Raw genomic sequence first — 25,365 nt, forward strand, 5'->3', positions numbered from 1 at the left:
GGTTCGGCTTCGGGGAACCTCTTCCCCTCCGTTGCGGAACCCCTCTTGGAGCCGCGGCACGGGTTGCGCGTCGGAAAGCAGGAGTGAGGGGCGTTGTAAGGGTTGAGCCGGACCGGTCGCGCTCGACCATGACGAAGCCGATAAATCGAATGGATGGCCTACCGCTGCGGCTACGCCCGGAAGCCGGGTCAGGAAAGGGTGTTGGCCATCGACATCACCCGCGAGGGCTTCCACTGGGCCCTGGCGCACTCGGCGCTCAGCCACTTCGACCGCGACGTGCACGGCGACCGCGCCACGTGGGCGGCGGCGGTGAAGCGGGCCCCGGTGCGGGTGCAGTGGGACCCCGAGCGGGACCTGCGGTTCGGGCCGCCGGCGCACCGGGCGATCCAGGTCGGCCTGGGCGGGGACGCGGTGCGGCGCTACGTGGAGGAGTGGATCACCGCCATCACCGACGTCACCGACCTGATGCGGACCGCGGGCGGGCTGGTCTCGGCCAACCGCGACGACGAGGCGCTTGCCCTGCTGCCGGTGGAACGCCCGTACCCGCTGCCCGGGGACGTGGCGGCCGCGCTGGGGCAGAATCCGGTGTCCGAGGCGACCGGTGCGGGAGGTTCACGGTGAAGTACCTGATGCTGATCTACGGCAACGAGCAGGTGTGGAACAGCGTCGACGCGGACGGGTTCGCGCGGCTCGTCGCCGAGGTGGACGCGTTCAACGCGGAACTGCGCGAGTCGGGCGAACTGGTCGACTCCCAGGGCCTGGAGTCCCGGCCGCGGGCGGTGCGGGTGGTCGGGGGCGCGCCGGTGGTCACCGACGGGCCGTACCTGGAGGCCAAGGAGTACGTGGGCTCGTACTTCGTGGTCGACGTCGCCGACGAGGAGCGCGCGCTGGAGATCGCGCGGTCCTACCCGGCCCTGCGCCACAGCCGCGGCCTGGGCGGCGGCATCGAGGTGTGGCCCCTGGTGGACCATGACGGTTGAGCAGCTGCTGCGCACGTTGACGCCGCGGGTGCTGGGCACCCTGGTGCGTCGTCACGGCGACTTCGCGCGGTGCGAGGACGCGGTGCAGGAGGCGTTGATCGACGCGGCCGGCCGGTGGGCCGGGAACGGCGTCCCGGAGCACCCGCTGGGCTGGCTCGTCACGGTCGCCGGGCGCCGGTACGTGGACCTGGTGCGCTCGGACGCCGCCCGGGAACGCCGCGAGCAGGCCGTGTTCGACGCCGTGCCGCGCGACGAGCTGGTCGCCGCGCCGCCGGACGCCGAGCCGGTGCGGGACGACCTGCTGGAGCTGCTGTTCCTGTGCTGCCACCCGGCGCTGACGCCGCCCGCGCAGATGGCGCTGACGCTGCGGGCCGTCGCCGGGTTGACCACGGGCGAGATCGCGGCGGCGTTCCTGGTGCCGGACAAGACGATGGGCCAGCGGATCTCCCGCGCCAAGCTGCGGCTGAAGGAGGTCGGCGCCCGCTTCGAGGCACCGACCGACAACGCGCTGGACGTCGTGCTGCACGTGCTGTACCTGCTGTTCAACGAGGGTTACAGCGCCAGCGCCGGTCCCGTGCTGCGCCGCACCGACCTCACCGGGCAGGCGGTGCGGCTGGCCCGGGAGCTGCACCGGCGGCTGCCCGGCTCGGGTGAGGCGGCCGGGCTGCTGGCGCTGATGCTGCTGACCGAGGCACGGGGCGCGGCCCGCACCGGGCCCGACGGCGCGCTGGTGCCGCTGGCCGAGCAGGACCGGTCGCGGTGGGACCGGGCGGCCATCGCCGAGGGCACCGACCTGGTGACGCGCAGCCTGGCGGCCCACCCGGCGGGCCCGTACCAGGTGCAGGCGGCGATCGCGGCCGTGCACGCCGAGGCGGCCTCGACCGGGGACACCGACTGGCCGCAGGTGCTGGCGCTGTACGACGTGCTGGAGCGCCTGGCGCCCAACCCGGTCACGGCGCTGAACCGGGCGGTCGCCCTCGGCGAGGTGCGCGGGCCGCGGGCCGCGCTGGAGGTCGTCGACGAGCTGGGGCGCGGGGTGCTGGCCGACCACCACCGGCTGCACGCCGTGCGCGCCCACCTGCTCGAACGGGCCGGTGACCGCACCGCCGCGGGCGAGGCGTTCCGCCGGGCCGCGAGCCTGGCGGGCAGCGTGCCCGAGCAGCGGTTCCTGCTGTCGCGGGCGGCCCGGTGCACTTCCTCGGAAGAAATTTCCGGGTCGGTGTAGAAACCCGGTCGCCGGCTCCGATCCCCTGCCGAGCGAGCCCGCCGGGCGTCGCCGGGAGGAAGGAAGTTCGCGATGACCAAGGTGACCGCGCAGCTGTCGGTGTCCCTCGACGGCTGCTACGCCGGGCCGCGCCACGACGGCGGCGACTGGATGGCGTCCGCGGAGGCGAAGGCGTTCTTCCGCGTCACGCGCTGGGCGCTCACCGCGCTGGCGTGGCGGGAGCGGCAGGGCCTCGGCGGTGGCGAGGAGGACGTGAACTCCGCCGTCATCCGCGAGTCGTTCGAGGCGGCCGGTGCCTACGTCATGGGGCGGCGCATGGCCGACGGTGGCGAGGTGCCGTGGGGCGAGGAGCCGCCGTTCCGCGCGTCGGTGTTCGTGGTGACCCACCGCCCGCGCCCGACGCTGGTGCGCGGGGGCGGCACCAGCTTCACCTACGTCACGGACGGCGTCGCGAGCGCGGTCGAGCAGGCGAGGGCCGCCGCCGGCGGGAAGGACGTCGCGGTCGCCGGCGGCGGCGAGCTGGTGCGGCAGGTGCTGGCGGCCGGGCTGCTCGACGAGCTGGAGCTGCACGTCGTGCCGGTCGTGCTCGGCACCGGGTCGCGGCTGTTCGACCTGGACCTGGCCGGTGAGGGGATCGAGCTGACCCCGACCAGGGTCCTGCACACCCCCGAGGTCACGCACATCCGCTACCGCGTGGACGGGCGCGCGCCGCTCGTGCTGGACGACCGCGGTGGCGCGCTGGGCGACCGCTGAGCGCCGAGGGGGGCGGGCGCGGGCCCGCCCCCCTCGCTGCCGGGTCAGCCGGTGACCGGCCTGCCGCCGAAGGTGACGACGAGGCGGCCGTCCGAGGCGTAGGACCAGCCCAGGGCACCGGCGTAGGAGGCGCACCGGGAGCCGTTGGAGCCGGACCAGAACTGGTTGGACGCGTCGACGTCGCCGGTGGTCCGGTCGTTGGTGCCGCTGCCGCTGCGGCACGAGGTGTTGTCGCGGAACACCGAGGAGCCGCCGTCGAAGTTGAAGTTGCGCTCGGCGTTGTCGATGCCGATGTTGCCCGACACGGTCATGGTGCCGAGGTTGCGGTTGTAGGTGAACCCGTGCTTGCCGTTGTCGTAGGCGATGTTGCGCCGGATCACGTGGTTGACGCCGATGTCCTCGCCGCCGAGCTTGTAGCCGTTGCGGTCGCCGTTGCCGGCCTGGGAGCCGTCGCTGAGGGTGCCGTTGCCGTAGGCCAGGGAGTCCTCGATGGTCACCGCGCCGATGGGACCGGTGTCGGTCTTGGTGAACAGGTCCCAGCCGTCGTCGATGTTGTTGTGCGACACGGCGTAGCGGAAGACGTTGCCGGGGCCGGAGGTGAGCTTGGCGGCGAAGCCGTCGGCGTCCTCGCCGTCGGAGTCGGCGTTGTCGTGGGACTCCGCGCCGAGGACGAGGTTGTTGGCCGGCCACTGGTCCTTCGGCGTGGTGGACAGCATCCGCGACAGCTGGAGGCCGGTGTCGCGGTTGAAGCGGGTCACGGTGCGCTCGAAGACGTTGTTGCTGCCGCCGACGAAGATGCCGTTGTCACCGGCGCGCTCGACGACCACGCCGCGCACGTGCCAGTAGTTGCCGTTCACGGCGAGGCCGCGGTTGGCCGGGTCCTCGGCCTGGGCGGAGAAGTTCAGCACCGGGGTCTCGCCGGGGTAGGCGAACAGCTCGGTGCGGTGGGCCGGGGTGCCGTTGTTGCCCGGCGGGATGGTGACGGTCTGCGCGAACCGGTAGGTGCCGCCGCGCAGGTAGATCGTGCCGCCGGGGGCGACGCGGGAGATGGCGGCGGTGAGCGTCGTCGGGTTCTGCTGGGTGCCCGACGCGCCGTCGGTGCCGTTCGGCGCCACGTACAGCGCGGAACCCGGCGGCTGCGTGGTGGTGGTGGTGGTCGTCGTCGTCGTGGTGGTGGTCGTCGTGGTCGAGGTCGGGCCGCCGTCGACCGGGGTGAACGTCCACTGCTTGGTGGCGGCGCCGTCGCAGGAGTTCGTCTGCACCAACGCGCCGGCGGACGTGGCGTTGTCCTTGATGTTCATGCACTTGCCGCCGTTGGCGTTGACCACGCGGTAGTTGGCGCCGCTCGCGGTCAGCGCCCAGACCTGGTTGGCCGCGCCCGTGCACGTCTGCTGCTGGACGGCCTTGCCCGCGCTGGTCGAGGCGTCCTGGACGCCGGCGCACAGGCCGCTGCCGACGGCCGTGACGCGGAAGCCGCCGCTGACCGCGGTCAGCGTCCAGCGCTGGCCGGCCGCGGTGCCGCACGCCTGCTGCCGGAGCTGCGCGTTGGCGGTCGAACCCGGTGCGTCCAGGCACAGGCCGCTGCCGTTGTTCTTCACCGTGTAGGTGCCCGCGCCGACCGCCGCGTTCGCGGGCGTGACGACCGGCCAGGCCGCGAGCGTGGCGGCCAGCGCGATCGCCGCGCCCGCGGCGACCAGCCCCCTGCGAACGCCGCGCGGCCGCGTGGCGGCAGGCTGCTCCGGTGTGCTCATGACAACTCCACTCCCGAACCGTCCCGGATGTTTTCGAGCGCGCGGCGGTCGACCGGTTCTCCGTCGCGGAAATGCGATTCCGCGCAAACCGGAAATCGGTCTCACGGCGGAGGGTAGGAGGTCTACAAGCCCTGGTCAACGGGGGTTTGCAGGGGTTCGCTGCGGTTGCCGGAGTCGAAATCCGTCGAACACCGAGGTGGCCGCCGCCTCAGTTGATCAATCGCCTTTCGCGGCCAATTCGGCCCAATCACATCCGTGAACGGGAACGGCTGTTTTCGCGTGGGCGCGAGGGCCGGTTCCGCGGTTTCCCCGACCACCGGCGGCTCGCGGAAGCCGGCGGCCCAGGCGGCCGGGACAACGACCAGCCCGGCGGTCTCGGCCGGCGCGGTGGCGCTGTCGACCACCACGCCACTGTCATCACGCCGCGGTCACCACACCGCCGTCACCACCGACCGTGCGCGGCCGATGCCGGGCTAACCACACGAGCGAGTGACGTGGCGCGGCTTCCCGTTGTTATTCACCCCGTTGGCGCCCCAGGTGGGCTACACTGGGTGAACACGAGGCCGCTTGCGTCCAACCGATCTCCTGATCGGGACGAGTACCGCGGATCCACTTCCCGCTCCGCCGCACCCACGGCCCGTGCACGCTTCGGCTGCTCCCCCACGTCGTTTGGGCACCGCGTCCCGTGGGGACCCGGTGGGCGCAGCCTCTCGAACCCTAGGAAGACTTGATGTCACAGACGCAGACCCGACCGAACACCGCCAACCCCGGCACGGTTGAGCCGATCGTGTTCAGCCACCCGGACGACGAGAACCGGGTGGTTCCCCAGCAGCTGCGCGGCACCGCGTTCCCGCGCTTCGTGCCGCTGCCCAACTCGGGCAAGGCGTAAAACCCCACTGCCCGCCCGGGAAGGCGTGAGGCTCGCTGCCCGCTTCGAGCGCTCACCTGGGCAAGGCGCAGGGCTCGCCGCCCGCTTCGGGCCCTCACCTGGGCAAGGCGCAGGACTCGCCGTCCGTTTCGGGCGCTCACTTGGGCAAGGCGCAGGACTCACTGCCCGCTTCGAGCGCTCACCCGAGCAGGGCGCAGGACTTGCTGCCCGCTTCGAGCCCTCACCCGAGCAGGGCGCAGGACTTGCTGCCCGCTTCGAGCCCTCACTCGGGCAAGGCGCAAAGCTCGCCGCCTCCTTCGGGCGTTCCCCTCGGGCAAGGCGCGGAAGAGCGCGCCGGGACGGGCGTTTCGCCGTCCGCCCCGGCGGCGCGTCAGATCCCGCCGTGCACCGGACCCCGCAGCGCGTCAGATCCGGCAGCGCACCACATCCTGTGGCGCGTCAGAGCACCCGGATCAGAGCACCCGAACCGCGAGGGCCTGCGGCCCCTTCGGCCCCTCACCGATCTCGAACTCCACCGGCTGGTTGTCCGGGATGCCGTGGAAGGCGTAACCCTGGACCTCGGAGTGGTGCACGAACAGGTCAGCCCCACCACCCGAAGGGGTGATGAAGCCAAAACCCTTGGTGCCGTTGAACCACTTGATGGTGCCCTGGGTCATGGCCGTGCTCCTTCGGTTGACCGGAATGCGCCCGGCGCATCGCGGTGGGGGCTGGTCGCGTCCTGCGCCGCGGCGTCCGGTTGCCGGCCGGAGAGGCCCAGCATGGACAGCAGTTCCCGGCAGTCGCCGACGTCGAGCGAGTGGTCCGCCACCGTGCGGGCGGCCTGGCGCCGCTGCACCGCCTCCGCGCGGTCCGCGACCGCGCGGGCCTCGGTGAAACCGACCGAAGTGGTGTGGGCGGGTCGTCCGAACTGGGTCATGGGTGTCCCCCGTGCGTGTCGGGGAGGAGTGGGACGAGCTGGTGGTCCGGCGACAAGCCGGTGCTCCCGTCTCCGGCCGGGAGACCACCGGACCGGACTGGATCAGGGGACCGCGTCGGCCGGGTGCCGAGCAACTGGTGCCCCAACCCGGCCGACTGTACCGCAGCGGACGCGGGCGTGGGCGGGTGCGACGCAGTACGGTTCCGGCATGGCGGAAGAATCCGGTGGTCCCGCCCTCGCGCCCACGCTGGCCGAGTGGCTGAGGGCGCGCGAGGAGACCAACCAGCACCTGGACGGGGCGACCCCGCCGATCGACGCCCCGTGGGTGCAGCGGCTCGCCGACCTGCTGGCCACCGAGCGGTCGTGGCAGGACCAGTACACCGACCTCATCGCCCTCGGCAGCAGCGGCGGCCGGTTCCCGTCGTCCAACCGCTGACCGGAAGTACGACGTCCCGACCGCACCATCGGCTGCCCGGATCCCGGCCCCCGGACCGATGACCCGACCCGTGCCCAGGCGGCAGGCTCGCGGCCATGACAACGCTCACCAGACCGCGGTGGACCGTGCCCACCGCGCTGATCCTGCTCGCCTTCGTGCCCGCCGTGGCGGGCGTGGTGCGGGTGGTCGACCTGGCCGGGGGCGAGGTCACGGCGGACAACAGCCGGTTCTTCGCCTCGCCGCTGCCGGTGCTGCTGCACGTCGTGGGCGCGACGGTCTACAGCGTCGTCGGCGCGTTCCAGTTCGTCCCCGGCCCGCGCCGGTCGGGGTGGCACCGCCGCGCGGGCCGGCTGCTCGTCCCTTGTGGACTGGTCGCCGCGTTGTCGGGGCTGTGGATGACCTTGTTCCACGAACTCCCGGCCATCGACGGCGACCTGCTGGGCTTCTTCCGCGTCGGGTTCGGGTCGTTCATGGCCGTGGCCCTCGTCCTCGGCTTCACCGCGGTGCGCAGGCGGGACTACGCCTCCCACCGCGCCTGGATGACCCGCGCCTACGCGATCGGGCTCGGCGCGGGTTCGCAGGCCGTGGTGCTCGGCGGTTGGGCGCTCGTCGCCGCACCGCCCGGCGAGGTCGGGCACGCCCTGCTGATGGCGGCGGCCTGGGCGGTCAACCTCGCCGTGGCCGAGTGGGTGGTGCGCCGGAGGTCATGAGGCGTCGCGGGCGGCGCGCCGCCGTTCCCGCTCGGCCACCAGGCGCTGTTCGCGGCCCGCTGGCACGGGGACGTCTCCGGGTTCGCCGCACTGGGCCGCGCCCCGTACCCGGGGTTGCCGGATGGTGAGGTGGAGGAGTGCTGGACTACCCGCGACCCGTTGACCAGCGGGAACCGACCCGCGTCACCGAATGGCTGCGACGGGTCGCCCCGAACGCCGGCCCGTCGTTCCCCCTCGCCTGGCACCTGCCGGGCGCCGGGACGTGGCCGACCACGGTCCCACCGCGCGGGTGCCCGGGAGCCGCACCGTCCGCTGCGACGGTCCCGGGCACGGCCTCTTCGCCGCCATGGCCGACCCGTGCGTCCCGTGCGTCATCGAGCACGCCGGCCGGTACGTCACCACGCGTGAGCTGCCACCCGTGAACACCACGTGCGAGTGATCTTTCCGGGCTCTTCCCGCGTTTGGCCCTCTCACGCCTTCGCTTCCGCGATGCGCAGGTAGTGCTCGTTGTACATCAGGCCCAGGACGTTGCCGAACGGGTCGAGCACCGAAGCGGTGACGTAGCCGGGACCGTGCTCGACCAGTTCGCGGTGGGGGGTGGCGCCCAGGGCGAGCAGGCGCTCCAGGCTCGCCCCGAGGTCGTCCACCGCCCAGTAGGTGATCGGCCCGCCGCCGGTCCGGTCGCCCGTGGCGTACGCGGCGTCGAGGATGCCCAGCTCGTGCAGGAAGTCGCCGACCCGGAACTCCACGTACGCCGGGGTGCCCTCCTCGGGGCGCACGAAGTACGCCTCGATGCCCAGCACCTCGGCGTACCAGTCGCGGGCGGCGGCGACGTCGTCGGCGTAGTAGGTGATGGTGGTCATGCCTCGCAACATCGGTGGTTCCTTCCTCCGTGGGCTTCTGGGACCATCCTCCGAGTTGAAGTGCTCACCGGTTGAGCACTTTTCCAGGACTCTTCCGAGGGGTTCCGATGCGCGCCGACCGCCTGGTGGCAGCCCTGCTGTTCCTCCAGTCACGCCAACGGGTGACCGCCGGGGAGCTGGCGGCCGAGCTGGAGGTGTCCGTGGCCACCGCCCGGCGCGACCTGGAGGCGCTGTCGACCGCGGGCATCCCGGTGTACCCGCAACCCGGGCGCGGTGGCGGGTGGGCGCTGGTCGGCGGTGCGCGCACCGACCTGAGCGGTTTGTCGGCACCCGAGGCACGGGCGTTGTTCCTGCTCGTCGGCCCGGCCGCGGCCATCTCGGGCGAAGCCAGGGCGGCGCTGCGAAAACTGCTGCGCGCGCTGCCCGAGGGGTTCCGCGCCGACGCCGCGGCGGCCGCCGACGCGACCGTGGTCGATTCGGCGGGCTGGGGCGAACCGGACCGGCGGCGCCCGGAGGTGGTCGAGCTGCTGCAACGCGCCGTGATCCACAGGCGGCGGGTGCGGCTCGCCTACGCCCGCCGGGCCGGCGAGGTGTCGGAGCGCCTGGTGGACCCGTGGGGCCTGGTCGACAAGGACGACACCTGGTACCTGGTCGCGGGCACGGAGCGGGGCCGGCGGACGTTCCGGGTGGACCGGGTCGTCTCGGCGGCGGAGACCGAGGAGGTCGCGACCCGCCCGGACGACTTCGTGCTGGCCGAGGCGTGGCGGGGAATCGTCGGCGAGGTGGAGGAGCTGAGAGCGCGGACGGAGGCAACCGTGCTGGTGGAGCCCAGGTACGTGTCCGTGCTGCGCTCCCAGTTCGGCCGCCACTGCGTGGTGGAGGGCGAGTCGGACGACGGCCGGGCACGGGTCCGGCTGGCCGCCCCCACACCACTGGACATCGCCCGCAACCTCGCCGGCTGGGGAGCGCAGTTGGACGTGGTCGCCCCCCGGTCGGTCCAACAAGAACTGGGGCGGCTCGGGGCAGAGCTGGTCGCCCGGTACGTCGAGCGGTGACGGTCGGGTGAGCAGTCGGCGCGTCCTGGTCGTACCTGCACGCGGACCGGCCCAGCACGGCGCCCCGCCCTCAGCGCGGCGCGTCCTGGTCGTGGCGCAGGTAGGTCAGCACGGCGCTGACCCGTCGGTGCAGGGTCGGTTCCTCGGCCAACCCCAACTTGGCGAACGTGGCGTTCACGTGTTTCTCCACAGTGGACTCGGCCAGTAACAACGCGCCGGCGATCGCCCGGTTGTTGCGCCCCTGCGCCATGTGCCGCAGCACGTCGAACTCGCGGGCGGTCAACCGGCTCAGCGGCGAATCGGCGGCCTGGGTGCGCCCGCGCAGCAGGATGTCGACGACCCGCGGGTCGATGGCCGAGCGCCCCGCCTGGACCTCCCGGATCGCCCCGAGGAGGTGGTCGAGGTCGCCCACCCGTTCCTTGAGCAGGTAGGCCAGCCCTTCGGTGCCGGCGTGGAACAGGGCGAACACGTAGGACTCGTCGGCGTGCTGGGACAGCACCACGACCCCGGTACCGGGGTGGGCGGCCCGGATGGCGTGCGCGGCGGTGATGCCCTCGGTGCGGTAGGCGGGCGGCATGCGGATGTCGGTGATCACCACGTCCGGCCGCAGGTCGTCCACGGCGCGCAGCAGCGCGTCGGCGTTCTCGACTGCGGCGAGCACCTCCACCTCGCCGGAGTCCTCCAGCAGCAGCCGGGTGCCCTCGCGGACCAGGTAGTGGTCCTCGGCCAGGACGACGCGCGGTGCGGTGCGATTGGGCGCAGTGCGATCGGGCGCAGTGCGATCGAACCCCGCGCGATCGAACCCCGCGCGATCAGACCCCGCGCGATCAGACCCCGCGCGATCAGACCCCGCGCGATCAGACCCCGCGCGATCAGACCCCGCGCGATCAGACCCCGCGCGATCAGACCCCGCGCGATCAGACCCCGCGCGATCAGACCCGGCGCGATCGGGCGCAGCGCGATCAGGCACGGCGCGATCGGGCGCAGCGCGATCAGGCACGGCTCTCCTCGGGGGCTGGCAGTTCGGCCTGCACGGTGGCACCGCCACCGGGGCTGCCGGTGACCTCCAGTGTCCCGCCGACGGCGTCGGCGCGGTCGAACAGGCCGGTCGGGAGCACGCCGTCGGGGAAGCCGACCCCGTCGTCGCGCACCTCGACGCGCAGCGAGTCGGCGGCGCGGGTGAGCCGGATGGACGCGCGGCTCGCCTCGGCGTGCTTGAGCACGTTGGTCAGGGCCTCGGACACCAGGAAGTAGGCGGACTCCTCCACGGCCGGGGTGAACCGGGCGATCTCCAGCTCCGGTCCGACGTGGACGGCGACCGGGATGGGCGCGCGGCGGGCCCGGGAGCGGATGGCGGCGGCCAGGCCCTGGTCGGTGAGTTCGGGCGGGTGGATGCGGTGGGCCACCTCGCGCAGCGCCTCGATCACCCGGTAGACGTCCTCCTGCACCTCGCCCAGCAGGGGGTCGGCCCGCTCGGGCGCGCGGCGCAGTTGGTTGCGGGCCAGCCGCAGGCGGGTGACCGTGACGACCAGGTCCTGCTGGATGCCGTCGTGCAGGTGGCGCTGGATGCGGCGCCGCTCGGCGTGCTGGGCGTGGATGATGCGGGCCCGCGACGCCTCCAGCTCCCGCGCCTGGCGCTCGATCCGGGCCAGGTGGTCCGACAGCTGCGCGGTCAGCCCGATGTTGTGCACGGCCAGCGCGGCCTGCCTGGCCAGGGTCTCGACCAGCTCGCGGTCCGCCGCGGTCAGGCGTCCCTCGGTGCGGGGCCCGCACTCGATCACCCCCAGCGCGTCGTCGCGGTGCCGCAGTTCGACGCGCAGCTCGGGAGGCGCGTCGTCGACCTCGCCCGCGGTCCCGGTCGGCTGGTCGGCGGTGTCCAGGCTGACCCGCGCCCAGCGCAGGTCCAGGGCGTCGTGCAGGCTGCGGGCCAGCTCGGTGGCCAGCGCCCGCGGGTTGAACACCTGCTCCAGGGTGGCGCCGAAGCGGACCAGGAGTTCCTGCCCGGTGGGTCTGCGCCCGTACACCCACAGCGCCGCGGCCCTGGTCAGGCGGGCTCGCAGCGGCTCGGCGAGCAGCGTCGCGGCGATGGTGGCGGGCACCGCGAGGCCGACCGGCAGGTAGGCGCTCGCCGTCAGGCTCAGCAGGACGACCAGACCGACGCACCACAGCGCGATGACCAGCCACAGCCCCCGGTACCGGGTCGACCGCCGCACCTCGATGTCGACGTCCAGCATCCGGCGGTGGAGCGCGGCCAGCACCAGTGTGCCCGGCACCACGACCGTGGCCACCAGCACGAGCGCCACGCTCGCCCCGCTCCGCCCGGGCAGCAGGCTGGACAGCACCAGCGGCGCCGCCACCACCGCCGCGGTCAGCAGCGCGAGGCCGAGCAGCCAGCGCAGCTCCCGGCGCCGCTCCGCCGGCAGCAACGCGCAGCGCACGACCAGCAGCACCGGTCCGAGCAGGAACACCCACATGCCGACCGGGACGGGACCGAGCGGCAGCCGCGTGTCGGTGAGGGCGACGAGCACGTCCAGCGGCACCAGCAGCCAGAGCGGGCGCAGCACGAACCGCTCGTGGGCGAACCGGTACCGCCCGTCGGGCAGCAGGGCCAGCAGGTGGACGACCAGCACCACCAGCGTCGTCATCAGGGCGCCGAACACGGCCCTCGGCAGGGGGTGCCCGGACCCGGGGCCGCCGATCACCGCGGGCGCGGCGAGGGCGAAGGCGATGACCACGGCGAACAGCGCGCTCGCGCCGACCATCCGGCGCGCCACCGGGTGCTCCCGCACGTGCCACCACGCGAACACGCCGACCAGGTGGCAGGGCAGCGGCCCGGCCAGGGCGACCGCCAGCGCCAGCGGGCCGTACGCCACCGGCGCCATGACCACCGAGCACCCGACGGCCGCCGCGCCCGCGACCGCCGCCGCCCACGTCCAGCGCGTCGGCGAGCGGTAGCTCCCCCCGCGACCGCTCGCCACGATTTCCCCGATCCCGCTTTCCATGGCTCCGATCGTCACGCACTCCGGTCGTTGTCACCAGCAGGGCAGCCTGGTGTGTGGATGGCGGAAAACCTCCATTCGACAGCAAGGCCCACCGGGTGTTTCCCCGAGCCACGACACGGGACGGTTGACGGGCAACAACTCCCGAGGAGGAAAAAATGTCCCGCACAATCCCGACCCGCGCCGCGGCCGCGGGCACCACCTTCATCTCCAGGGCCGCCCTCATCGCCGGCACCGCCCTGGTCGCCAATGCCGTCCTGATGGCGGGCACCGCCCAAGCCGCGCCCGCGCCGCGCTCAACCGCCTCGCACTCAACAGCCCTGCAGCCGACCGCCTCGCACTCGGCCGCCCTGCAGCCGACCGCCCTGCAGCCGACCGCTCCGTGGCAGACCACCTCGCCCCCGACCGCCCCCACCGCCCGCGCCGCACCCGAACTGCGGCTGCCGGCACCCACCGGCCCGCACCGCGTCGGCGTCACGACCCTGCACCTGGTCGACCGCTCGCGGACCGACCCCTGGCCGGACGCCGCCGGGGGCCCCAGGGAGCTGGTGGCCTCGGTGTTCTACCCGGCACGCGACGTGGGCGGCCACCCGGTCGCGCCGCAGCTGCCCCCCGGTGCCGCCGCGGTGTACGGCGGCGTCGCCCCGGTCTTCACCCCCGGTCTGCCCACCGCGGGCGTCGACTGGGCGGCCACCCGCACCCACGCGCACACCGACGCCCCCGCCCGAGCCGTGCGCGCCCCCGTCGTGCTCTACAGCCCGGGCGCGGGCGACCCGCGCGGCCTCGGCACCTCCCTGGCGGAGGAGCTGGCGAGCCGCGGTTACGTCGTGGTGGCGGTGGACCACGCCGGCGAGACCAGCGCGGTGGAGTTCCCCGACGGGCGGGTGCGCCCGATCGCCCTGACCGGCGATCCCCGCACCGACCGGGCGACGTACCGGACCATGGTCGAGACCCGGCTGGCCGACACCCGCTTCGTCGTCGACCAGGTCGAGGCACTGGCCGCGGGCGGCAACCCGAACGCCGACGGCCGTCCCCTGCCCGAGGGCCTGGCCCGGGCGGTCGACGTGCGCCGGATCGGCGCCTACGGCCAGGGGATGGGCGGAACCACGGCGGCCGAGGCGCTGCTGGAGGACCGCAGGTTGGACGCCGCGATCAACCTGGAGGGCTACCTGGACCACCTCCCGGAACGGCCGGGCGAGCCGGGCGAACTGCTGCCCGTCGCCCGCGACGGCGTGGACCGCCCCCTGCTGCTGGTCGGCACCGACGGGTTCCGCGACGCCCGGCACGAACGCGCCTGGTCGGCCCTCCTGGCCCACGGCACCGGGTGCGTCCGGTGGCACCAGCTCCACGACGCCTCGCACTGGGTGCTGACCGACTTCGCCGCCCTGGCCCCGCAGTTGCAGGAAGCCGGTCTCATGACCCAGGCAGACCGGAACCGGCTGGTCGGCGCGATGGCCCCGACCCGATCGGTACCACTGGTGCGCGGACTGGTGGTGTCGTTCCTCGACCGACACCTGCGCCGCTGAGCGGGGAAGGTGGGTCCGATGAACATTGTCCACCCGCATCCGGCGGGGAGGTGGAGGAAGTGAGCCGCCTCAGCCGAGTCGGTGCCGGTGGTCCGGGTGGTGGAGCGGCGCAGCCCCGCGTAACAGCCACCAGCCTTCGATCACCAGTCCGGCCCCGGGGCATCGCCGACGCCGTGCACACGGCTCAGGCCGGGCTCGCGGCGAAAGGGCTCCGAGCACCCGCGCAACGGCGTTCCCCGGTCCCTTTCCGCCGGCGGGATTCGACGTTCCCTCAAGTACGGCCCGTACCACCGCTCGGCGAAAGGAACCCAGTGGACGATCCAACGGTCGATTCGGCAGTCGATTCAGCGGCTGATTCGGTGGCCGATTCGTTGGCCACCGGGACTCGTTCACCCGTTCGGGCAGTGATCCGGGAGGGCTCCCCGTGCCGAAGATCGGGAAGTGGAAGCGGCGCAGCGAGTCCTGCTCATCGACCTCGAGAACATGATCGGCCCGGTCAACCCGCAGCCCGAACTGGTGCGGGGGCGGATCGCGGCGCTGGTGCGCGCGGCGGGACCGGTGCACCACGCACTGGCCTGCTACGCGCGGACCGATCCCCAACTGGACCTGATCGGCAGCGTGCTGGCCGAGATGGGCGTCCCCAGCCGGGTGGTCGTCCCCGGACCGGACGCGGCCGAGAAGGCGCTGCTCGCCCACGCCCGCTACGCACACGACCGGGGCTGCCGGACCTTCAGCGTCGCCTCGGCCGACCGCAGCTTCACCGCCCTGGCCGAACTGGGCGACTTCGAGGTGATCGCCTGGACGAACCAGCAGGTCTCGACGCGCCTGCAGGCCGCCGCCCGACAGGTGCGCCGGGTGCCGCGCTCAAGCCCGACCACCGGGGCGGTGCCGGCCGACCGGGGCCCCAGGCGGGGTTTACCCCTGCTGAGGGCCCTGACCACCGGCGCCGGTCTCGCCCTGGGACACCTGCTGGTCAAGGGACTGGTGGACCAGGCCACCGGCATCGGCCGGCGGCGCGGCGGCCGATGGCGGTGACTCAGGGACGCCACAGACCGATCGGTGGCGCGATGGACTAGTTCGGTGATGCAACCAACCGCCCGACGACGGGGCGACCCAGCTCGACCGGGACAGGGCGGTCCGTGTCGTGTCGGGTGCCGGCGGATGGCGTCCAGCGTGCCCGGTCCACCGGACGCAGTCGCCGCTCTCGCACCATCCACTCCGGACTTCTCGTGGCGCCACCTGCCGGCATCCGAACCTGAACGCGGAACCCGGGGGTCCTGGACCCGCGTGTCGAACGTCCGGGACCCCCGAGTTCCGCGTTGGCGGCCGGTTGGCGCTGGTGATCGGGCGGTGTCGGGGTGGGGGCGGTCAGCCCTTGAGGACTTCGCGCAGCCGGGTGGCGAAGGCGGCCGGGTCCTCGGCGAAGCCGATGTGCCCGCCGGGGAACGTCGTCGGCTCGACGCCCAGGCCGGCGGCCAGTGCGCGGGAGGTCCGCTCGCACAGCTCACCGGTCGAGTCCTCGCCCAGGCCGACCACCACCCGGGTCGGCGCAGTGCGCAAGACCTCCAGGTCCGGCACGAACGCGGTGGTAGGCCGGATCATCCGCGCGTGCTGGTACCACGCGTCGGCCTCGTCCTGGGGGCTCTGGTGGGCGACCATCCCCACCACCACCTCCTCCGGCATGTGGATGTTCGCCACCGCCAGGAACTTCCGCCACGCCCCGAGGTGGTCGCCCGACAGGTGGGTCTCGACGATCTCCTCCACCCGCGCCCGCAGCTCCTCGCGCTCGGGCAGCAGCTCGTTCAGCGGCGGCTCGTGGACCACGGCCGTGCGCACCAGGTCGGGCCGCGCCTGCACCAGCGCCAGCAGGCTGACCGCGCCGCCGCTGGAGCCCACCACGTCCGCCGGGCCCGCGTCCACCTCGGTGATGAGCCGGGCGAGGTCGTCGGCGCGCAGTTCCGCGGTGGCGTCGCGGTCGCGGTCGTCCACCCGGCTGCGGTTGATGCCCCGCGGGTCGGTGGTGAGCACGGTGTGGTCGACGGCGAGCAGGTCGGCCAGCGCCTCGAATGGCCTGGCGTCCATCGGCGCGCCGACCAGCACCACGAGCGGGCCCGAGCCGCGGACCTCGTAGTAGAGGGTCGCGTCGGGGACGCGCAGGGTCGCGGTGGCGATGCTCGCGAAGCCGGTCATGTGGTCCTCCCGGACGGTTCGTGTTTCCCGTTCGGGTGAACCGACTGCCGCTGTCGGGCAGAATCGTCGGTCGTGAGCGAGGTTTTTCCGACGGTCGGTGACGACCTGGCGCTGGCGCGGTCCGGCGACGGCGACGCGTTCGCCCGCCTGGTCGAACCGCTGCGCCGGGAACTGCACGCGCACTGCTACCGGATGCTCGGTTCCAGCCACGACGCCGACGACGCCCTCCAGGACGCCCTGCTGCGCGCGTGGCGCGGCCTGGCCGGCTTCCAGGAACGGGCCTCGCTGCGCACCTGGCTCCACACCGTGGCCACCAACACCTGCCTGGACGCGGTGCGCGGGCGGGGCAGGCGGGCCCTGCCGGTGGACCTCGGCCCGGCCAGCGAGCACGCGGTGGTCGACAACGCGCCGGCGACCGACGTGGCCTGGCTCGGCCCCTACCCGGACGACCCGACCGGCCACTACGTCCAGCGCGAGTCCGTGGAGCTGGCGTTCGTCGCGGCCCTCCAGCACCTGCCGGGCAACCAGCGGGCCGCGCTGCTGCTGTTCGAGGTGCTGGGCTTCTCCGCGGCCGAGATCGCCGAGGCCATGGGCACGTCCACCACGTCGGTGAACTCGGCGCTGGCACGCGCCCGCCGGGTCATCGCCGAGAAGGTGCCCTCGCCCACGCAGCAGCAGGTGGTGCGGCGCATCGGCGACGCGCGGGTGCGCGAGGTGGTGACCCGGTTCTCCACCGCGCTGGAGCGGGGTGACGCGGACGCCCTGGTGGCGCTGCTGACCGAGGACGTCACCTGGTCCATGCCGCCGATGCCCCACTGGTACCGGGGCCTGCCCGCGGTCACCGACTTCGCCGTGCGGTTCCCGCTGGGCACCTGCGGTTCGTGGCGGCACCTCCCGACGCGCGCCAACGGGCAGCCGGCCGTCGCGGGCTACCTGTGGGACGAGGCGGCGGGCGCCCACCTGCCCTGGACGATCAGCGTGCTCACCCTGCGCGACGGCCGGGTCTCGGAGATCACCTCGTTCATCGGGGCGGAGCACTTCGCGCTGCTCGGCCTGCCCGACCGCCTGGCCTGACCCCGGGCCGCCCGGGCCACTCGACCACCTGGCCCGACCTCACGCCGCCCGGCCGCCTCCACCTCGCGCCGCCCGGCCCCGACCGCCTGCCCGACCTCCGACCGCCCGACCGCCTGCCCGACCTCCGACCGCCCGGCCGGCCCGCTCAACCGTCACCCCTGACTTCGTGCTGCCCGGCCCGCCCAACCACCTGCCCCAACCACGCCCCTCGAACAGCCCAGCTCCCCACGGCGAGCCAACTGCCTTTCCCCTATAAACGCGGCCTCAAACTCACTCGATCGAGTGAGATCAGCGCCCTGGGGGAGGTCTCGGCGATGCGAAGTGCGATAGCTTCGCGTTCGATCGCGAGGCCGTTGCCCGGGCCTTCCGCCCCACCCGATGACGCACCCGCGATCGCGTTCCACCTCAGCTGATCGAAGCTTTCCGGCGCGGTCGGCCGTCGACCCCGCGACCTCGTGGAGGGATCCGGTGGCGACAGACCTGGCAGGCGCGGTGGGCGCTCGCCACGACAAGCACCGCTGGTGCACGGGTGACCGCTCCGGCGGCGCGCACCGGCACGTGGCACCGGCCGCGACCGGCGCGCAGGCCGCGCTGGAGGCCGACCTGCTGCTGGCCGTGGGCCGGACGATGGCGGGCCTGCGCCGGCGTGCCCGACCGCTGCGACCGACGTCCGTGGTCCGGCGGGTTCGGGTGACCGGTGGGCTGGTCGCCCTGGACGTGGCGCCGGAGGCGGTCGACGACCTGCTGGCCGAGGTGCTGCCGTGCGCGGTCGGCGCCGAGCGGACCGGTATCCCGGGTGTGCGGCCGGTGCCGGGTCGGGACCACCTCGACCTGCGCGTGACCGCCACCGGGGCGGCGGTTCGGCTGTTGGGCGTGTCCCGGGCGCGGTGGCACGCGGCGGCCGATGTTCTCGCCGATCTGGGCACCCCGCTGTGGCGGGGGCGCGGCGGACCGATGGCCGGGGCGCACACCGGGACGGGTGGTCGGCACACCTCGACGACCACCCCGCTCACCCCGCCAACCGACCCGCACACCGCAGTGGCCTCCGGCGTGCTGAGGCGCCTACCGCTGTGGCGGGGCGCGGCCTGGCTCAGCCCGCTGGTCCGGGACGGCGCCCTGGAGCTGCACTGGCGCGACGGCCCCCGGGCCGAGGCGATCGCCGCGATCCTGACCGACTCCTGCTGCCGCATCCCGGGCGCCACCGCCGTGGCCTACCTCGTCCCCGACAGCGCGGTCCGCTGCCTGCGCCTCTTCCCGGGTGGCACCACCGCACCCCGGCCGGAGCCGGAGTGGGCCTGGTACGAGTGGCTGGCCACGACCGCGCCGGGGCCTGCGCTGGACGTGCCCGCACGCGTGTCGGCCACAGCTCGCGAAACGGTCCCGCCCCACGTCTGGGAACGCCAGGACATGCGGGAAGCCCTGGCCCGGCGCGAGATCGGCGAGGTGTACCGGCTGCTCGGGCGGCACGGCGTCGGCCCCGAACGGGTCGCCGCGCTCACCGGTCAGTCGCCGGCCGAGGTGGTCGCGGTCCTGGGCGGGCTGCCGGTGGTCGACTACGCCTCGCTGTGCGCGGTCGCGGACGGGCTCGGCGTGCCGCGCGGCTACCTGGGGCTGGCCCACGAGGAGGACGCGCGGGCCGTGGCGCGGGGGCGGTGCGGCTGTGACGAGGTGGAGATGCGGCGGCGGTTCCTGGAGCACGCGGCCCTGGTCACGGTGGGCCTGCCGGCGTCGGGTCCGGACCTGCTGTCGTGGCCCGGTTACCACGACCCCGGCTGCCAGTACGCGCTGCCCGCCTGACGATTGTCCATAGTGGACATAAGAGCAACTGGTCGGTGACCACGCGCAGGCCGAGCAGGGCGCTCGGCACCAGGCAGACCCGGCGGGCGGCGGGTCGGGCTGCCCGTCGGACCGCACGACCTCGCCATGGGGCTGGTGCCGTTCCAACCTGATGGCGGGGTACCGGGAGAACCCGGAGACCTCCAGCCGCGACCACGCCGCGGTGCTGCGCCGGGTGGTCGCCATGGCCGGGTCGTCGAAGCAGATGTCTTCGACGTGGACGACCCGCCGGCCGAGAGGGGCGTGGAGGCCACGCACAGCCTTCGGCCTCGACATCTACCTGGACGGCGTGGCCGCCCACCCGACCAGCCGGGGGTGACGGTGCCGCGGGACCGGTCGGGGCCCCGCGGCACCGCGAGATCACCGCCGGTCGACCTGCGCCACCCGCTGCCGCACGGGTGTGTCTGCCGACATGACCACGAGGGCCGCGGTGATCAGGACCAGGTTCTTGACCACGAACTCACCGGTCATGGTCAACAGCAGCGGGTTGCCCGTCCGGAACGCGACGGCCGGCTGCACCACCAGCACCAGGAACGTCCCGCACAGGTGGAGGACCACCAGCAGCGCCACCCAGCGCAACCGCCGTCCCACCACCAGGGCGACCCCCAGCACCATCTCCACCACCCCGAGCACGATCACGAAACCGCTCGGGTCGAGCCACGGGACGGTCTGGGCCACCAGGTCGGCCACCGGCGTGGAGCCGGTCACCTTCAGGGCGCCGAACCAGACGAACACCACGCCCAGCGAGCCCCTGAGCAGGGGGATGCTGAGCGCCCGCAAGGAGTTCGCGTGCGCGTCCAGACGGGACGAGATACTGGTCATCCGCTTCACTTCCTTCGGGGCAGGACCACGTCGTCCCGCTCAGGAGGGTCATCCGGCAGGTGGTCCACGCTGACCACCCGCCGGACTGGGAGCGCTCCCAGAACTGTAACGGTAAGGAAACCGACTGTGAAGGACTCGTGACGTGGATTGGGCTGGAGAGGGGCGCCGGAATGCTCCACCCGCCCGTGGCGAGACGGCCCGGGGACGGGCGAACGGCCCAGCGGAAGGCCGTTCGCGAAAGGTTTTCAGAACCAATCCCGGGCCCGGAACGCAGAACGGCCGCTCCGCCGAATCGGGCGAAGCGGCCGAAAAGCCTCGAACCTAGTACGGGATCTGCGTGAGCCGGTACGACAGGGCCGCCGTCACCGGCACCTCCTGCCACACGGTGGCGACCTTGGTGGCGCAGCCGCCGTCGGCGAACAGCTCCAGCGCCCAGCTGTCGCCGAAGCCGCGCGCGGCCGACCGGGCGGTCGTGAAGCCGAGCGCGCTCACCGGGTGGCACCCGCGCTCCAGGGGTGGTACGGCCCGGTCCCCGATGAAGTTCTCACCCGGGAACAGGCAGTAGGCGCCCACCTGGCAGTGCGGGCTCACGTCGGCGTGGGCGGGCACGGCGGCGGTCAGCGCGGCGGCCAGAGCCAGGCCGGTGATCAGCGAAGGACGTCGCATCGGAGTTCCCCCTCTCACCGACCACTCAACCGGCACCCGACCGCCGCGGCAAGGACCTCAGCCCGCCAGCTCCGCGCACGTCCGCGCGTCCGGGTCGGCCGCCGCCTTGGGCACCCACCGCACGTTCGCGAACGACGCCTGGAACGCGCCCTCGGTGTAGACCAGGAACGGCGTGTTGACCACCTCGAAGTCCAGCCCCCGCTCGGCCAGGCAGGACAGCGGGATCTTCACCGTGGACTTCACCCCGGTCGGCAACCCGCTGAACACCCCGGTCGCGTTGACCTCGCCGAAGCACGGGTAGACGCAGTGCGCGCTGATCACCGTCCGGGCCGCGGGCGCCTGGTGCACGATCACGTCGAACACCAGCGCGGCGTTGGCGTTGAGGTAGCCGCGCAGGTCGCTGCCACCCGCCGGGTCCTGGTAGTAGAGCTGGCCCGCACCCGTGCCGGTCCAGGTCGCCTTCAGCGCGTCGGCCTGCACGTTCACGTCCGCCGGCACCACGTTGAGGTTGGTGTGCGCGGCCTCGCCGTCCGGGCCCAGCTCCGTGCCGCCCCAGTTGTCCGGCGACCCGATGAAGCTGCGGTACGGCGCGACGTCGATCCGGTTGTGGATCTCCAGGTCCTCGGTCGCGACACCGCCGCCGCCACCGCCGGAGCAGCCGGTCTCGGGCGAGGTCTCGTCCAGCCGCCCGATGGTGCGGTGGTTCCAGGTCTTCAGGCCGTAGCCCGGCTTGAACAGCGGGTCGTAGCCCTCGTCACCGGGGTTCAGCGGCGTCTGGCAGGCGCTCTTCGGCCACGAGTAGGACAGCGTGCCGGTGTAGCCGGGCCACGTGTACCGGCCGCGGACCAGCAGGTCGGCCACGCCGCCGCCCTCGGTGCCGGGCAGCCACGCCGCCACGAACGCGTCGGAGCGGTTCAGCTCCTTGTTCACGTGCAGCGGGCGGCCGGAGACGTAGACCGTCACCACCGGGGCGCCCTTGCCGCTGACCTTGTCCAGCACGGCCAGGTCCTGCGGGTACAGCTTGGCGGCCTCCAGGGTGCGCTTGCCGATGTCGCCGACGCCCTCCGCGTACGGGGTCTCGCCGATCACCGCGATCACCGCGTCGAACCCGGCCGGGTCCACGTCGCCGGTCTCGCTGAAGACCACGTTCTGCTCGCCCAGGGCCTCCTTGAGCCCGCCGAGGATGGTCTGGCCGACCGGGAAGTCGGCGTTGGTGTTGCCGGTGCCCTGCCAGGTCAGCGTCCAGCCGCCGGTCTGGTTCTGCATGCTGTCCGCGCTCTTGCCGACGACCAGCACCTTCGACCGCGGCTTGAGCGGCAGTACCCGGTTGTTGTTCTTCAGCAGCACCTGCGACTTGCGCACCGCCTCGCGGGCCAGCTTGCGGGCCTCCAGCGCGTCGGCGGACCCCGCGTGGTCGCGCTCGGAGGGCTTCTCGTCGCTGTCGAGCACGCCGGCGCGGAGCTTGACGCGCAGGATGCGGGTCACCGCGTCGTCGATGCGGGACATCGGGATCTGGCCGCCCTCGACCTGGGCGATGGTGTTGGCGATGAACGCCTTCCAGTCGGCGGGCACCATGAACACGTCGACGCCCGCGTTGACCGCCTGCGCGCACGACGAGTTGGTGCAGCCGGGGATCTGGCCGATGCCGTTCCAGTCGGAGACGACCAGGCCGTCGAAGCCCATCTTGCCCTTGAGGATGTCGTTGACGGCGAGCTTGCTGCCGTGCAGCTTGCCCTCGTTGATGCCGGCTTCCTCGTTGGTCCAGGAGTTGAACGAGACCATCACGGTCTGGGCGCCGGCCGCGAGCGCGCCGTAGTAGCCCTGGCCGTGCACGTTGATCATCTCGGCGTTGGTGGCCGGGTTGACGCCCTGGTCCTTGCCGCCGATCGTGCCGCCGTCACCGATGAAGTGCTTGGCGGTGGCCAGCACGTCGACGCCGCGCTTGCCGCGGCCCTGGAGGCCGATGGTGGCCTCGTAGCCGTAGGCGCGGGTGATCCGCGGGTCCTCGGAGAAGCCCTCGTAGGTGCGGCCCCACCGGTCGTCCTCCACCACGGCCAGCGTCGGCGCGAACGCCCAGTCCTGGCCGGTGGCGCGGATCTGCTCGGCGGTGGCCTCGCCGATGTCCCGGACCAGGCAGGGGTCGTGCGCGGCGCCCAGGCCGATGTTGTGCGGGAAGACGGTCGCGCCGTAGACGTTGTTGTTGCCGTGCACGGCGTCGATGCCCCAGATCACCGGGATGCCGGTGCGGGTCGACTTGGACGCCTGCCAGTAGGCGTCGGCGAGGTCCAGCCAGGCGTCGACCGGCGCGTGCTTGTCGCGGTTCGGCCACGCGCCGCCGCCGTTGAGCACCGAGCCGATGGCGTACTCGCGCACCTCGTCGGCGGTGATCGAGGTGATCTCGGGCTGGGTCATCTGGCCGACCTTCTCGGCCAGGGTCATGCCCGCGACGATCTTCTTGATCCGCCGCTCGTCGGCGGGGTTGGCCTTGATGCGGCTGTCCACCCGCGGCCAGTCCGACAGCTCGGGGAGTCGCTGTTCGATCCGCGCACAGCCGTGTTCGGTGCGCGGTTCGCCGACCACCGGCTGGCGGGAGTCGGTGTGCGGGGCGGCGGTGGCGACACCCCCGGTGAGGAGGCCGGAGGCGAGCACCGCGATCAGGGCGGCGCTCAGGGGTCTGCGGGACATCGGCGGTTCCGTTCGTCAGGGCGACGGCTTTGTCGCGCCCGATCCTCGCTACGCGGGCTGTCTCGGTCAAGAGGTACGTGGGAGCGCTTCCGCGCAGGTAGGGGTCCCGGTCGCGGCCACTTCCCGGTACTCGACCGATCCCGGGAAAGGTCTGCACCAATTTTTGACAACAGCGTTGGTCAAAAGTTCACCCAACTCTGCGTAGCATTCGGAGCAGCCAAACGAGACCACTTGCCGCAGCGAGTGTGGTCCGAATTACTTGACGCGAGAGTAGTTAGTCCAGCACACTGCGAATCGGGCATAACGCGTCCACTCAGGACTATCCGCCGAGTCCTCCCGAACCGGGAAAGAGCACAAGCATGTCTTCGAGGTCACCCCTGTCCCGCCGCGCCCTGGTCCTGGTCGCGGCGGTCGCCCTCACGACGCCGACCGCGGTCGCGCAGGCCGCGGAGAACCCGTACGAGCGCGGTCCGGCGCCGACCACCTCCAGCATCGAGGCCACCCGCGGCCCGTTCGCCACCAGCCAGACCACGGTGTCCTCCCTGAGCGCCAGCGGTTTCGGCGGCGGCACGATCTACTACCCGACCAGCACCGCCGAGGGGACCTTCGGCGCGGTCGCCATCGCACCCGGCTACACCGCGGCGCAGTCCAGCATCTCCTGGCTGGGCCCGCGCCTGGCGTCGCAGGGCTTCGTCATCTTCACCATCGACACCAACTCCCGCTACGACCAGCCCGCCTCGCGGGGCGACCAGCTCCTGGCGGCGCTGGACTACCTGACCACCCGCAGCTCCGTGCGCGACCGCATCGACCCGAACCGGCTCGGCGTGATGGGCCACTCGATGGGCGGCGGCGGCGCGCTGGAGGCCACGAAGGACCGGCCCACCCTGCAGGCGTCGATCCCGCTCACGGCCTGGAACACCACCAAGACCTGGTCCTCGGTGCAGACGCCCACGCTGATCATCGGCGCCGAGAACGACTCGGTGGCCTCGGTGACCACGCACTCCGAGCGCTTCTACACGGGTCTTCCGTCCACTTTGGACAAGGCGTACCTGGAGCTGGCGGGTGCGAGCCACTTCGCGCCGAACTCGTCGAACACCACCATCGCCAAGTACAGCATCGCCTGGCTCAAGCGGTTCATCGACGACGACACCCGGTACGAGCAGTTCCTCTGCCCGGCTCCGCGCGCGCTGGCCATCTCCGAGTACCGCGACACCTGCCCGCATTCGTCGTAACCGGTTCCACCCGGCGTTTCGACGGCAATTTCGACGAATGGCCGGCCCGACTACGCCGTTCGCCCCCCTGAACTGGGCGAACGGCGTTGTCGGTCGCCTACGTGAACACTCTTGCCAATTGTGAAATCGCCGGATACCGTCAGCCTGGGAGCGTTCCCAGAAACTTCCCGCGGGTTCGGACCCGGGACCGCCCCTCGCAGCCCGCGGCGGGTGCTGCGAGGGGCGAACGGCCGCCACCGGCCGACCTCAACGACGAGGTCGACCGGTGGCGGCCCTGGCTTTTCCGGGGGCGGGCACGCGTTCGGCGTGCTGTTCGACCGGCACCCCAAGGTGGTCCACAACCACTGCTTCCGGCTGACCGCGTCGTGGGCCGCCGCCGCACCGCCGCCCGGCGGCTGCGGCTGGTCCGGCGGGTCCCGGCCGAGGCGCCCGTCCCCGACCACGTGGCCGAGCGCGTCGACGACCAGCGGCGGATGGCCGTGCTGCCGGCCGCGGTGGAGGAGCTGCCGCGCAACGAGCGGGAGGCCCTGGCGCTGTGCGTGTGGTCGGGCGTGTCCTACGCGGACGCCGCCGCCGTGCTCGGCATCGCCGGGGTGAGCGTGCGGGCCCGGGTCAGCAAGGCCAAGGCGCGGCCGACCCGCGGGCTGGGCCCGCCGGCCGTCACCGCGACGACCTCCGTGATGCCCGCCGCGATGCCCACGGAGGACCGATGAACACCACCCTCCCCCGGAGCGGGACCTCCCCCCGTACCGGCACG

Annotated in this window: 27 protein-coding genes; 16 read left to right on the forward strand and 11 right to left on the reverse strand. The window is 73.1% G+C overall.

The annotated features are described in order from the left end of the window. The first annotated feature begins 153 nt into the window (after positions 1-153). The 4 genes from EKG83_RS41325 to EKG83_RS41340 all read left to right on the forward strand — a co-directional run bounded on the left by EKG83_RS41325 (position 154) and on the right by EKG83_RS41340 (position 2,958). Positions 154-621 (forward strand): DUF4291 family protein, encoded by a 468-nt coding sequence (locus EKG83_RS41325; RefSeq protein WP_051766324.1) that lies wholly within the window; start codon positions 154-156, stop codon positions 619-621. Beyond that, the gene (locus tag EKG83_RS41330; RefSeq protein ID WP_033432814.1) at positions 618-980 is read left to right on the forward strand and encodes a YciI family protein; all 363 of its coding nucleotides are present in this window, start codon (positions 618-620) and stop codon (positions 978-980) included. Before EKG83_RS41325 ends, EKG83_RS41330 begins: the two co-directional genes overlap by 4 nt. Continuing rightward, complete coding sequence (locus EKG83_RS41335) at positions 970-2,205, forward strand: RNA polymerase sigma factor (protein ID WP_033432815.1); 1,236 nt, start codon at positions 970-972, stop codon at positions 2,203-2,205. Before EKG83_RS41330 ends, EKG83_RS41335 begins: the two co-directional genes overlap by 11 nt. A gap of 72 nt (positions 2,206-2,277) precedes the next feature. Beyond that, positions 2,278-2,958 (forward strand): dihydrofolate reductase family protein, encoded by a 681-nt coding sequence (locus tag EKG83_RS41340; RefSeq protein WP_033432816.1) that lies wholly within the window; start codon positions 2,278-2,280, stop codon positions 2,956-2,958. Positions 2,959-3,002: 44 nt separating this feature from the next. On the opposite strand, the gene EKG83_RS41345 is transcribed toward EKG83_RS41340, so the two are convergent. Continuing rightward, positions 3,003-4,709: an RICIN domain-containing protein gene (locus tag EKG83_RS41345; RefSeq protein ID WP_033432817.1), complete on the reverse strand. Its 1,707-nt coding sequence runs from the start codon at positions 4,707-4,709 to the stop codon at positions 3,003-3,005. Positions 4,710-4,831: 122 nt separating this feature from the next. Next, the gene (locus tag EKG83_RS41350) at positions 4,832-5,113 is read right to left on the reverse strand and encodes a hypothetical protein (RefSeq protein ID WP_153278755.1); all 282 of its coding nucleotides are present in this window, start codon (positions 5,111-5,113) and stop codon (positions 4,832-4,834) included. 326 nt (positions 5,114-5,439) lie between these two features. Between EKG83_RS41350 and EKG83_RS41355 the strand changes: the two genes are divergently transcribed. After that, on the forward strand, positions 5,440-5,598 hold the full coding sequence (locus EKG83_RS41355; protein WP_153278756.1) for a hypothetical protein: 159 nt from the start codon (positions 5,440-5,442) through the stop codon (positions 5,596-5,598). A 452-nt stretch (positions 5,599-6,050) separates the two neighbouring features. Here the strand turns inward: EKG83_RS41355 and EKG83_RS41360 are convergent, their stop codons facing one another. Both EKG83_RS41360 and EKG83_RS41365 read right to left on the reverse strand, forming a co-directional pair. Next, the gene (locus tag EKG83_RS41360) at positions 6,051-6,254 is read right to left on the reverse strand and encodes a cold-shock protein (protein ID WP_033432819.1); all 204 of its coding nucleotides are present in this window, start codon (positions 6,252-6,254) and stop codon (positions 6,051-6,053) included. Next, positions 6,251-6,514: a hypothetical protein gene (locus EKG83_RS41365; RefSeq protein WP_033432820.1), complete on the reverse strand. Its 264-nt coding sequence runs from the start codon at positions 6,512-6,514 to the stop codon at positions 6,251-6,253. The genes EKG83_RS41360 and EKG83_RS41365 overlap by 4 nt, the downstream gene beginning before the upstream one ends. Before the next feature lie 208 nt (positions 6,515-6,722). Here EKG83_RS41365 and EKG83_RS41370 point away from each other — a divergent pair, with 208 nt between their 5' ends. The 3 genes from EKG83_RS41370 to EKG83_RS41380 all read left to right on the forward strand — a co-directional run bounded on the left by EKG83_RS41370 (position 6,723) and on the right by EKG83_RS41380 (position 8,099). Continuing rightward, a complete protein-coding gene (locus EKG83_RS41370; RefSeq protein ID WP_033432821.1) occupies positions 6,723-6,950 on the forward strand; it encodes a hypothetical protein in 228 nt (75 codons plus the stop codon). A gap of 95 nt (positions 6,951-7,045) precedes the next feature. Further along, positions 7,046-7,660, forward strand: a complete 615-nt coding sequence (locus EKG83_RS41375; protein ID WP_033432822.1) for a DUF2306 domain-containing protein — start codon at positions 7,046-7,048, stop codon at positions 7,658-7,660. 262 nt (positions 7,661-7,922) lie between these two features. After that, the gene (locus EKG83_RS41380; RefSeq protein WP_153278757.1) at positions 7,923-8,099 is read left to right on the forward strand and encodes a hypothetical protein; all 177 of its coding nucleotides are present in this window, start codon (positions 7,923-7,925) and stop codon (positions 8,097-8,099) included. A gap of 31 nt (positions 8,100-8,130) precedes the next feature. On the opposite strand, the gene EKG83_RS41385 is transcribed toward EKG83_RS41380, so the two are convergent. Further along, a complete protein-coding gene (locus EKG83_RS41385) occupies positions 8,131-8,523 on the reverse strand; it encodes a VOC family protein (protein ID WP_322746622.1) in 393 nt (130 codons plus the stop codon). Between the two features lie 107 nt (positions 8,524-8,630). On the opposite strand from EKG83_RS41385, the gene EKG83_RS41390 reads away from it, so the two are divergent. Next, entirely contained in the window at positions 8,631-9,578 is a 948-nt protein-coding gene (locus EKG83_RS41390) for a helix-turn-helix transcriptional regulator (protein WP_033432824.1), read from the forward strand. A gap of 70 nt (positions 9,579-9,648) precedes the next feature. On the opposite strand, the gene EKG83_RS41395 is transcribed toward EKG83_RS41390, so the two are convergent. Together EKG83_RS41395 and EKG83_RS49330 are read right to left on the reverse strand one after the other, a co-directional pair. Beyond that, the gene (locus EKG83_RS41395; protein WP_407690744.1) at positions 9,649-10,578 is read right to left on the reverse strand and encodes a response regulator; all 930 of its coding nucleotides are present in this window, start codon (positions 10,576-10,578) and stop codon (positions 9,649-9,651) included. Beyond that, positions 10,571-12,580, reverse strand: coding sequence for a sensor histidine kinase (locus EKG83_RS49330; protein WP_153278758.1), 2,010 nt, complete (start codon positions 12,578-12,580; stop codon positions 10,571-10,573). The genes EKG83_RS41395 and EKG83_RS49330 overlap by 8 nt, the downstream gene beginning before the upstream one ends. A gap of 155 nt (positions 12,581-12,735) precedes the next feature. Between EKG83_RS49330 and EKG83_RS41405 the strand changes: the two genes are divergently transcribed. Both EKG83_RS41405 and EKG83_RS41410 read left to right on the forward strand, forming a co-directional pair. After that, positions 12,736-14,103: an alpha/beta hydrolase gene (locus tag EKG83_RS41405; RefSeq protein ID WP_228122398.1), complete on the forward strand. Its 1,368-nt coding sequence runs from the start codon at positions 12,736-12,738 to the stop codon at positions 14,101-14,103. 441 nt (positions 14,104-14,544) lie between these two features. Continuing rightward, on the forward strand, positions 14,545-15,138 hold the full coding sequence (locus tag EKG83_RS41410; RefSeq protein WP_033432825.1) for an NYN domain-containing protein: 594 nt from the start codon (positions 14,545-14,547) through the stop codon (positions 15,136-15,138). A 333-nt stretch (positions 15,139-15,471) separates the two neighbouring features. Here the strand turns inward: EKG83_RS41410 and EKG83_RS41415 are convergent, their stop codons facing one another. After that, on the reverse strand, positions 15,472-16,293 hold the full coding sequence (locus tag EKG83_RS41415) for an alpha/beta fold hydrolase (RefSeq protein WP_033432826.1): 822 nt from the start codon (positions 16,291-16,293) through the stop codon (positions 15,472-15,474). A gap of 72 nt (positions 16,294-16,365) precedes the next feature. On the opposite strand from EKG83_RS41415, the gene EKG83_RS41420 reads away from it, so the two are divergent. From EKG83_RS41420 to EKG83_RS41430, 3 genes are all read left to right on the forward strand, one after another. Then, positions 16,366-17,367 (forward strand): sigma-70 family RNA polymerase sigma factor, encoded by a 1,002-nt coding sequence (locus EKG83_RS41420; protein ID WP_033432827.1) that lies wholly within the window; start codon positions 16,366-16,368, stop codon positions 17,365-17,367. A gap of 468 nt (positions 17,368-17,835) precedes the next feature. Next, positions 17,836-19,164: a hypothetical protein gene (locus tag EKG83_RS41425; protein ID WP_153278759.1), complete on the forward strand. Its 1,329-nt coding sequence runs from the start codon at positions 17,836-17,838 to the stop codon at positions 19,162-19,164. Positions 19,165-19,315: 151 nt separating this feature from the next. Further along, the gene (locus EKG83_RS41430; protein ID WP_033432829.1) at positions 19,316-19,522 is read left to right on the forward strand and encodes a hypothetical protein; all 207 of its coding nucleotides are present in this window, start codon (positions 19,316-19,318) and stop codon (positions 19,520-19,522) included. A gap of 41 nt (positions 19,523-19,563) precedes the next feature. Here EKG83_RS41430 and EKG83_RS41435 read toward each other — a convergent pair whose 3' ends face one another. The 3 genes from EKG83_RS41435 to EKG83_RS41445 form a co-directional block, all read right to left on the reverse strand. Next, positions 19,564-20,025: a DoxX family membrane protein gene (locus EKG83_RS41435; protein WP_051766336.1), complete on the reverse strand. Its 462-nt coding sequence runs from the start codon at positions 20,023-20,025 to the stop codon at positions 19,564-19,566. Positions 20,026-20,346: 321 nt separating this feature from the next. Then, complete coding sequence (locus EKG83_RS41440) at positions 20,347-20,691, reverse strand: hypothetical protein (protein WP_033432830.1); 345 nt, start codon at positions 20,689-20,691, stop codon at positions 20,347-20,349. A gap of 57 nt (positions 20,692-20,748) precedes the next feature. Then, the gene (locus EKG83_RS41445) at positions 20,749-23,376 is read right to left on the reverse strand and encodes a glycoside hydrolase family 3 protein (RefSeq protein ID WP_051766326.1); all 2,628 of its coding nucleotides are present in this window, start codon (positions 23,374-23,376) and stop codon (positions 20,749-20,751) included. Between the two features lie 359 nt (positions 23,377-23,735). On the opposite strand from EKG83_RS41445, the gene bdeA reads away from it, so the two are divergent. Both bdeA and EKG83_RS41455 read left to right on the forward strand, forming a co-directional pair. Beyond that, the gene (gene bdeA, locus EKG83_RS41450) at positions 23,736-24,608 is read left to right on the forward strand and encodes a bis(hydroxyethyl) terephthalate hydrolase (protein WP_033432831.1); all 873 of its coding nucleotides are present in this window, start codon (positions 23,736-23,738) and stop codon (positions 24,606-24,608) included. Between the two features lie 365 nt (positions 24,609-24,973). Beyond that, positions 24,974-25,321, forward strand: coding sequence for an RNA polymerase sigma factor (locus EKG83_RS41455; RefSeq protein ID WP_051766327.1), 348 nt, complete (start codon positions 24,974-24,976; stop codon positions 25,319-25,321). Positions 25,322-25,365: the final 44 nt, after the last annotated feature.

Origin of the sequence: Saccharothrix syringae (genome assembly GCF_009498035.1) — a bacterium.
Classification (GTDB): Bacteria; Actinomycetota; Actinomycetes; order Mycobacteriales; family Pseudonocardiaceae; genus Actinosynnema; species Actinosynnema syringae.

Coding starts and splice junctions, on each gene's coding strand:
- EKG83_RS41325 (WP_051766324.1), top strand. CDS start 154: ATGGCCTACCGCTGCGGCTACGCCCGGAAGCCGGGTCAGGAAAGGGTG.
- EKG83_RS41335 (WP_033432815.1), top strand. CDS start 970: ATGACGGTTGAGCAGCTGCTGCGCACGTTGACGCCGCGGGTGCTGGGC.
- EKG83_RS41340 (WP_033432816.1), top strand. CDS start 2,278: ATGACCAAGGTGACCGCGCAGCTGTCGGTGTCCCTCGACGGCTGCTAC.
- EKG83_RS41345 (WP_033432817.1), bottom strand. CDS start 4,709: ATGAGCACACCGGAGCAGCCTGCCGCCACGCGGCCGCGCGGCGTTCGC.
- EKG83_RS41355 (WP_153278756.1), top strand. CDS start 5,440: ATGTCACAGACGCAGACCCGACCGAACACCGCCAACCCCGGCACGGTT.
- EKG83_RS41360 (WP_033432819.1), bottom strand. CDS start 6,254: ATGACCCAGGGCACCATCAAGTGGTTCAACGGCACCAAGGGTTTTGGC.
- EKG83_RS41365 (WP_033432820.1), bottom strand. CDS start 6,514: ATGACCCAGTTCGGACGACCCGCCCACACCACTTCGGTCGGTTTCACC.
- EKG83_RS41370 (WP_033432821.1), top strand. CDS start 6,723: ATGGCGGAAGAATCCGGTGGTCCCGCCCTCGCGCCCACGCTGGCCGAG.
- EKG83_RS41375 (WP_033432822.1), top strand. CDS start 7,046: ATGACAACGCTCACCAGACCGCGGTGGACCGTGCCCACCGCGCTGATC.
- EKG83_RS41385 (WP_322746622.1), bottom strand. CDS start 8,523: ATGACCACCATCACCTACTACGCCGACGACGTCGCCGCCGCCCGCGAC.
- EKG83_RS41390 (WP_033432824.1), top strand. CDS start 8,631: ATGCGCGCCGACCGCCTGGTGGCAGCCCTGCTGTTCCTCCAGTCACGC.
- EKG83_RS49330 (WP_153278758.1), bottom strand. CDS start 12,580: ATGGAAAGCGGGATCGGGGAAATCGTGGCGAGCGGTCGCGGGGGGAGC.
- EKG83_RS41405 (WP_228122398.1), top strand. CDS start 12,736: ATGTCCCGCACAATCCCGACCCGCGCCGCGGCCGCGGGCACCACCTTC.
- EKG83_RS41415 (WP_033432826.1), bottom strand. CDS start 16,293: ATGACCGGCTTCGCGAGCATCGCCACCGCGACCCTGCGCGTCCCCGAC.
- EKG83_RS41430 (WP_033432829.1), top strand. CDS start 19,316: ATGGCGGGGTACCGGGAGAACCCGGAGACCTCCAGCCGCGACCACGCC.
- EKG83_RS41435 (WP_051766336.1), bottom strand. CDS start 20,025: ATGACCAGTATCTCGTCCCGTCTGGACGCGCACGCGAACTCCTTGCGG.
- EKG83_RS41440 (WP_033432830.1), bottom strand. CDS start 20,691: ATGCGACGTCCTTCGCTGATCACCGGCCTGGCTCTGGCCGCCGCGCTG.
- EKG83_RS41445 (WP_051766326.1), bottom strand. CDS start 23,376: ATGTCCCGCAGACCCCTGAGCGCCGCCCTGATCGCGGTGCTCGCCTCC.
- bdeA (WP_033432831.1), top strand. CDS start 23,736: ATGTCTTCGAGGTCACCCCTGTCCCGCCGCGCCCTGGTCCTGGTCGCG.